Raw genomic sequence first — 6656 nt, 5'->3', positions numbered from 1 at the left:
TAAATAAACAACAATTTCTTGGAAAAAGTTGGAGTAAAAGAGTATAAAGAAATGAAAATCACATTTTTTTTTCAAAGTACTCTTTTACACACAGCTCAAAACATCTACTTGGTGAAAACCATGAAAAACGTTTGGAATAACTTCAAAGAATTGTTAACTAATGCATACCAGAATCTTGGTTTAGCGTGGTGGGTGGAGTTGAAAACCCAAACACCAAATTGTACATATTACTTTGGACCATTTCTCAGTAGTGCTGATGCCAAAGTCGCAATCCAAGGTTACGTCGAGGATTTAGAGCAAGAAGGGGCACAAGGGATATCTTTCGATATCAAACGTTGTAAACCTTCAGTTTTAACGGTTGCAGACGACCTGGGGGAATGGATCGACCGCAAAGTTAAGCCTGTCTTTAGCGGTCAAATATAATTAAGGGCTTCTGATATTACCCCAAACTCAAAATCTGGGGTGGTGTCCCTTGGTTAAAGGCGTTCCAGTGGAACGTCTTTAAGTTTTTGTACTATTTTCTACTATTTGGTACTATACTACTTGCGGTTGGGATTAGGATATTAATAAAGTGAAAAATAATAAAACACCGCCATTAAGTAAAATCAACTAATTTAGAAAAATAGATTATCTTGCGATATGCCTATGGCATTAAGCTTCGCTTATCGCACTTGGCAACGTTAATTTTAATTGTTGACTTTAGGTATTTGGTAGTTTAAATAATTTCTATTTTCTTCATCTCATGTGTTGGGTTACGCAAAGCCTCCATCCAACCTACGCAGGATTAGTTTTTTCAAAATCAAGTATTTATATTGAAATTAAATGTAAACCCATCCCAAATTTTTGTATTACTAGGTATATTACAAACTGATATGTGGAATGTGGGATAAAATAACCCTACTCGAAAATAGGGCTATCTTTTATGTTCAACAACCGTTTACGCGGTTATCTCATGAATACAGAACATTACTGGCAAACATAATCGTGAATACCTTCACCTACACTACCAGGAACTACACTATTCATGCGTACATCGTCGATTCGCATAGAGTCAATTAGATGCCAACTTTTTGTGTAGCTTACTAATTTTAAAAGTCCAGCCGTTCTGTTTCTGCAATTAGTTACCTCTTCTGCTTTTTTATATCCACTTGGGCTTGCACGCATTGTCCAATACACAAACCGCCCTTCTATAGTCTTGTGAGCCAAAATAGAATCACTATCTACATAATTTGCATTTCCATCAGTGTCATTCGCAACATTAACCCAATTTTCCGCCTTGACTGGAAGTATAAAAGACAATGCCAGTAAAGCACCCAACGTAAGTTTCTTAAACATGTCTGAACTAATAAATGTTATTTATCAAAGTATTCGTGTTTTCCAAGCCAGCCTAATCTAGCTCAACTTTGTAAGCAGTCGTTTCCGGATCAATACTGCTCTTTAGGCAAGTTTCTCTAAAGTTTCTCCAAGGCTTTACGTATATACTATTATCCCTTTAGACACAAAATATACATGCATTTATCATTCTAAGGGTTCTCTTCTATCTGAATACTGAGTGATTACCCACATTTGTTTGATATCGGGTTTTGTTCGTCTTGGCTGACTATCGGTTCTACCCAACAATCCCTCAATAATTCCCGCTAGCTTATTCTTGAATATAAACGTTTTAACCCTTCTAGAATTAATTAGGAGGGTTAAAGGTATCAAATTATCCTGAAATTGGTTAGCATCGATTCTAAGACCTATCACGACGAGTCAATAAGCTATTTTCAAGGGTTCAGACTCGACGTAACGATAAACACGTCCATATTTGGAAGTATGTTAACTAGGTCTTGAATTAATATGTTTGATGCTTTATCCTTTATCCTTAGATACCCTTGCCCAGATAGTTTTTAAATCGTTGGTGTATACAAAAATCTGTTCATAATTTAATTGAAAGAAAGATTTTGTACTACTAATATCGATTTTTAATCTGATGTTTGTTTTTAATAACTCAGTTTCGAGTAAGTCTACAGTCGATCTGGACTATCGCTAGTAACCTGTAACATTAGAATTATTCAACTACGGAAGCTGTGCGATAGAGGATTTTAATTATATAACCGAGTCAAATACCTGTTGTGCTATCAAATTTAACTGCGGGAAAGTAGGTGATACAATCAAATCGTTGTTTCTAAACGGGGTCATTTGGTACTCTCCATCGATTAACTCACAGACAAAAATAGTCGGGATTTTGGGTTTTCCAATGTATTTACGTCCACCTAACGCGGCATAATCGACAATCCAGTATTCTCGTATACCCATAGCTTCATAATTATTAAACTTTTTCTCATAATCATCCTGCCAATTAGTTGAAACGACTTCAATAACTATTGGAGCAGTTTCAGGGTAAATAACGGTCGATTCTTTTTTCCACAATAGTTCATTTTTTAAATTGTTCCGATTTAGTACCAATAAATCAGGTATATAAGCCGATTCATCTAATGGTGTTTTAACTAGTCCTAATTTTGGAATGAAATAAGGAAGTTTACATCGTTTAAACTCTAGTGTTATTTCTTCGATTAGAAAACTTAAAATTTCTTCATGGTCGCCTGTTGGTGGTGGCATCTCGATTATCATTCCGTTATGTAATTCGTAGCGTCTCCCGTCGTTAGGGAACCATTCGATAAATTCATCAAAGGTAAATAACTTTTGTAGCGGTAGTATTTGTGTCATAAAAGTTACTGGTAAGGTTTATTTTTACTGTTCACTTATCCTTATTTTTATTTGAACAAGAGTAATTGCAATATTCATCATAAATCTAAAATAGCGTGACTTCTGGGTGTTCTACAATCCATGTATCGATATCATTTAGTAATTCCCCTGGAATTTCCCAGGGAAAAAGATGTGCTGTATTTGGGTAGCATTTCCAATCGCAAGATTTAAGGTACTTAGATGTTTCTAAGCTGGAATCGGCTGTAATGTGACGGTCTTCCGCAGCAGCAAGCACTATACTGGGACATTGAATTTGGTATAAATCTGGCAAGCGGTTGTAACCATTGCTGATGGCTGTCATTAATGCGCGAGTTGCGGCAGGTGAGGTTTGTAGGAAGGCAGGAACAGCAGATGAAGCAATGTGTTTGTAGGTGCTAGGGGTATGTTGTTGGATGAGATAGCGGAAAAGAGATTTTTTGGCGAAAGTGTCAATATTCCACTGCCAACCTGGTTTTATGATGTTTAAAATTCCGGCGATACCAGTATAAATATTATCTTGTAAGCTAATTGATGGATGGTTGCCTCTTGGTTTGGCAGATGTAGCAATTAAAACTAAGCCAGTGATACGTTCTGGTAGCCGTAACGCCAATTCCATTGCCAAAATTCCACCTAGTGACCATCCTAAAACTAGACATTTTTCGATTTTATATTGTTCTAGTAGGTTTTCTAGGTCTTCTAAATGGTCCTGCATGTTGAAATTGCCTGGAAATCGACTTTTTCCGTATCCTCGTAAATCGGGGGCAATGGTTTGGTAGTTGTTAGATAAATGGCTGGTAAATACCGACATACTTGAACCAGAACCGGGATGTCCGTGTAAACAAAGTACGGGAAAACCTTGACCTTGGATGTAGGTTTTAAGATTACAGTTTTTAAGATTAGTTGTGCGTTCGTGGAACGACTCTGAAAGAGTATTGCCCATTTAAAAAACCTAAAAATAAAAAATTAAAATACTTCAGAGTGTAGTATATTGTAGAGCTTCCTACTTGCGATCGCACTCGGAACTTTCGGAAAATAAAATATCCGGTTCTTCATTACTTGTTATGCTAAAAACGCTGATAAAATAGCTCAAATTCCTTACTGGGTAAGAAAGATAGCTTTTAAACTTGGATTTTGAGCCTTTGGAATCAAATCAAGGATAAAAATCCCTAAAAATCTTACTATTAAAGGCAAATTACGAATTTTTGTTTAAATTTCAGCATAACATCTACGGAAGAGCCAAATATCCAAACCATATACTGAGCATTGATATCACTCATAATGGCTGAATTATCCTACCCTTATAATTTTAAAGGATTTATTTCTTGGTGTTTCCTTTAACCCCCAGAAAAATATATGAAATTTTTACCTTATGAACGGTTAACAATTTATTCTCATTTAGCTCCAGAATCAGCAATGCAAAAATTGACTGATGTAGTTGAAACTAGCCCAAATAAAAAACTTCGAGGTTCAATGATTAAACCGTATCGAGGAGAAATTACTGGATATAAGTTTAAAATAAGTCGAATCATAAATTATAAAAATTCTTTTTTACCAGTTATTAATGGCGAAATAAAGTCAGCAATGGATGGATGTTGTATTCATCTAAAAATGCAACCTCATGTTATGGTTATTTGTTTTATGATTGTTTGGTCAAGTCCTTTAATCTCTTTGCTCTTGATGGCAGTTTTCGCCACAATTACTCCATTAATTTTCCCAAAATTAGTAACAGTAAGTGGAAGTATTTCTATAGAAATAATTTTAGTTCTATTAGGATTTCTGTTATTTGCCTATTCTCTAGTAACTATCTTCTTTAAAATGGAGTCTACTAAATCAAAAGCGTTTTTTCGAGAATTATTTAACTAATCTGGTTTTTCATGGCTATTTCAAGGGATTTTATCTACAAATCCCCCAGCATAATCAATGACACACATTTGTCTATATTTTGAGTGAACGCCAAATGCGACTCCTGCAACTTGAAATTTGGGATTAAACATATTAATTCGATGTCCTCTGTCGGGTACTCCGTCATCGATAATTAATTGCATCACAATATCTTCTGCTGTGTGGGAACCGTAGCTTATATTTTCTCCAGCTGTCTCTTGCCAGCTTCCATAACGTGCCATACGAGTAAAGGGAGTGCTACCATTACTTCCATCATGTCCGACAATTCCTTTTTTTCCTTGGTCTTTTACATGCTCACATGCTGCTAATGATAGACCTTTTGATACCGTTAAAGCTGGTACAGGATTAATTTTTTTGAGGTAGTTAATTGCTTCATCAACTGCTTTTTTACCTTCTTGGGTTTGTAAGTAAAGTTGGGGTGAAATTTTTACCCGTTTTCCTTCAAAGCGCTGTTTGTAAGCTTTTAAAATTGCTGCATAGACAATAGGGTTAGTTCGTGCTTTGTTCATTTCCACAATTACCTGTTGTTCTAAGTTCGATAGGGTATTTTCTTTGACGGGAATATATGAGCTTGCATGGGTATTTACGGATGTAGAAGTATCTGATTGTAGTAGGGATTGACAGGAGTTTATAAGTAAGCTGATGGGGGGAAATACCCAGGGTGGAATTAGGTGCATTGTTTTTTATAATGTGAGTTAAGTAATAAGTACATGTTAATAACTTCAATTTGCTCAAGCAGGTTTTCGGATAGGAGCTAATATTCGGTACTGCGATTAGGTATGATTAGTAAAAATCAGGGTATTAGAGCAATTAAATTTATGAAAACAAAGATAGAAAAGCTTTTACGTCAAGCATTATTGAAGAATGGCAAGATGGAATATGCACTTTTTGAATTTGAATTAGAAAAGCATATTAATTACTGGTATCAAGGTTTAAAGAGAGATGGAGAAGAGTTTGTATTTGTAGTTTCGGAAAATACAGGGGATGTTGCAATGTTATTGATAACTAAAGAACAAGACATTTATGTTAATGAAGATGCAAGGGAACAGCTAGTTTTATTATGGGATAAATCATATCCAAAAAATATGGAGCGTATCATTCCCAGAATGGCAGAAGAATTAGTAAATGGAATTCTTGCGGTAACTGGAGTTAAGATAGCATCGCCAGAATTAATAAAACTTATGACAGAGAAGAAGAAAAAATCAGCTATTAGCAAGAAGTTAGAGGCTAATATGAAAGCTTGTTTTGATAAGTACAAATATCAGGATAACGTATTTTTACCAGAGTCAAAATCCGATAAGTAAAAGTATATTATTCAAGTAAATATTAAGTTGAAAATATGTATTTTCATAAGTAATTTATTGTTTATTCAATGTTAATAATAGCAGTCGTAGGGGTTTTCCTGCCCTGAAAATATTGTTTGTAAACTATATATCTCTCTGAAATGTAACATTTATGGGTGTGTAATAGTATATTTACTTCCGCGATGCTGTACTAAGGAATTCCATAAAGTAAAATATCTAAATCATATACTAAACAATCATATCATTCGCTAAGGGCAGGAAAACCCCGCCCCTACAATAGTTTTGCCTAAAGGCTTTTATCTTAAAGTGTTGGTTAATTTCCGTCGTGCGGTACTAGTATAAATAAAGATTGTTTAGGTTTACTAGTAACAATTTGATAAATTTCTTCTACTGTAATACTTGATGTTAAATAACTTTTATTAAAGCTGTATTTTATGCATTGTTGTGGTTGAATACTTAATCCTAAATTCATTTAGTTTGTAGTTAATAATTATTTTTTGTTAATTTCAAAAATTGAAAAATCATATTTATGGGTCATTTGAGGATTGAGACTTATGAAAATACTTAATTTTATCAGATTTAAAATACATAAAATTCAATAAGAGAAACACCTAATTATCATTAGTAAAAACAAGCTAAATTAATACAGTCAATCTGATTTATGCTTCACTTGGACAAAAAATGAGATAGAAATAGGAGTTTTATGATAGAACTCTAATAAAT

At 34.3% G+C, this 6656-nt stretch carries 8 protein-coding genes; 3 read left to right on the top strand and 5 right to left on the bottom strand.

Annotated features, from left to right (window positions below):
- Positions 1-120: 120 nt before the first annotated feature.
- On the top strand, positions 121-423 hold the full coding sequence (locus CK510_RS23880; RefSeq protein WP_095724051.1) for a DUF1816 domain-containing protein: 303 nt from the start codon (positions 121-123) through the stop codon (positions 421-423).
- A gap of 543 nt (positions 424-966) precedes the next feature.
- On the opposite strand, the gene CK510_RS23875 is transcribed toward CK510_RS23880, so the two are convergent.
- The 4 genes from CK510_RS23875 to CK510_RS23860 all read right to left on the bottom strand — a co-directional run bounded on the left by CK510_RS23875 (position 967) and on the right by CK510_RS23860 (position 3667).
- On the bottom strand, positions 967-1299 hold the full coding sequence (locus CK510_RS23875) for a surface-adhesin E family protein (protein WP_143289413.1): 333 nt from the start codon (positions 1297-1299) through the stop codon (positions 967-969).
- A 219-nt stretch (positions 1300-1518) separates the two neighbouring features.
- The gene (locus tag CK510_RS32965; RefSeq protein ID WP_095724049.1) at positions 1519-1746 is read right to left on the bottom strand and encodes a hypothetical protein; all 228 of its coding nucleotides are present in this window, start codon (positions 1744-1746) and stop codon (positions 1519-1521) included.
- Between the two features lie 342 nt (positions 1747-2088).
- Positions 2089-2709 (bottom strand): Uma2 family endonuclease, encoded by a 621-nt coding sequence (locus CK510_RS23865; protein WP_095724048.1) that lies wholly within the window; start codon positions 2707-2709, stop codon positions 2089-2091.
- An 85-nt stretch (positions 2710-2794) separates the two neighbouring features.
- Positions 2795-3667 carry an alpha/beta fold hydrolase gene (locus CK510_RS23860; protein WP_095724047.1) on the bottom strand — a complete coding sequence of 291 codons (873 nt, stop codon included), beginning with the start codon at positions 3665-3667 and terminating at the stop codon, positions 2795-2797.
- A 413-nt stretch (positions 3668-4080) separates the two neighbouring features.
- On the opposite strand from CK510_RS23860, the gene CK510_RS23855 reads away from it, so the two are divergent.
- Entirely contained in the window at positions 4081-4590 is a 510-nt protein-coding gene (locus tag CK510_RS23855) for a hypothetical protein (RefSeq protein WP_095724046.1), read from the top strand.
- Between the two features lie 20 nt (positions 4591-4610).
- On the opposite strand, the gene CK510_RS23850 is transcribed toward CK510_RS23855, so the two are convergent.
- On the bottom strand, positions 4611-5306 hold the full coding sequence (locus CK510_RS23850) for a CAP domain-containing protein (protein ID WP_095724045.1): 696 nt from the start codon (positions 5304-5306) through the stop codon (positions 4611-4613).
- Positions 5307-5408: 102 nt separating this feature from the next.
- On the opposite strand from CK510_RS23850, the gene CK510_RS23845 reads away from it, so the two are divergent.
- On the top strand, positions 5409-5933 hold the full coding sequence (locus tag CK510_RS23845; RefSeq protein WP_211293283.1) for a hypothetical protein: 525 nt from the start codon (positions 5409-5411) through the stop codon (positions 5931-5933).
- Positions 5934-6656 lie beyond the last annotated feature (723 nt).

It is taken from the genome of Brunnivagina elsteri CCALA 953, from assembly GCF_002289455.1.
Lineage (GTDB): Bacteria > Cyanobacteriota > Cyanobacteriia > Cyanobacteriales > Nostocaceae > Brunnivagina > Brunnivagina elsteri.
This window is presented reverse-complemented; position numbering and strand designations above follow the sequence as displayed.

Excerpts from the sequence above, each read along its gene's own strand:
- CK510_RS23880 (WP_095724051.1), top strand. The coding sequence starts at position 121 with ATGAAAAACGTTTGGAATAACTTCAAAGAATTGTTAACTAATGCATAC.
- CK510_RS23865 (WP_095724048.1), bottom strand. The coding sequence starts at position 2,709 with ATGACACAAATACTACCGCTACAAAAGTTATTTACCTTTGATGAATTT.
- CK510_RS23860 (WP_095724047.1), bottom strand. The coding sequence starts at position 3,667 with ATGGGCAATACTCTTTCAGAGTCGTTCCACGAACGCACAACTAATCTT.
- CK510_RS23855 (WP_095724046.1), top strand. The coding sequence starts at position 4,081 with ATGAAATTTTTACCTTATGAACGGTTAACAATTTATTCTCATTTAGCT.
- CK510_RS23850 (WP_095724045.1), bottom strand. The coding sequence starts at position 5,306 with ATGCACCTAATTCCACCCTGGGTATTTCCCCCCATCAGCTTACTTATA.
- CK510_RS23845 (WP_211293283.1), top strand. The coding sequence starts at position 5,409 with ATGATTAGTAAAAATCAGGGTATTAGAGCAATTAAATTTATGAAAACA.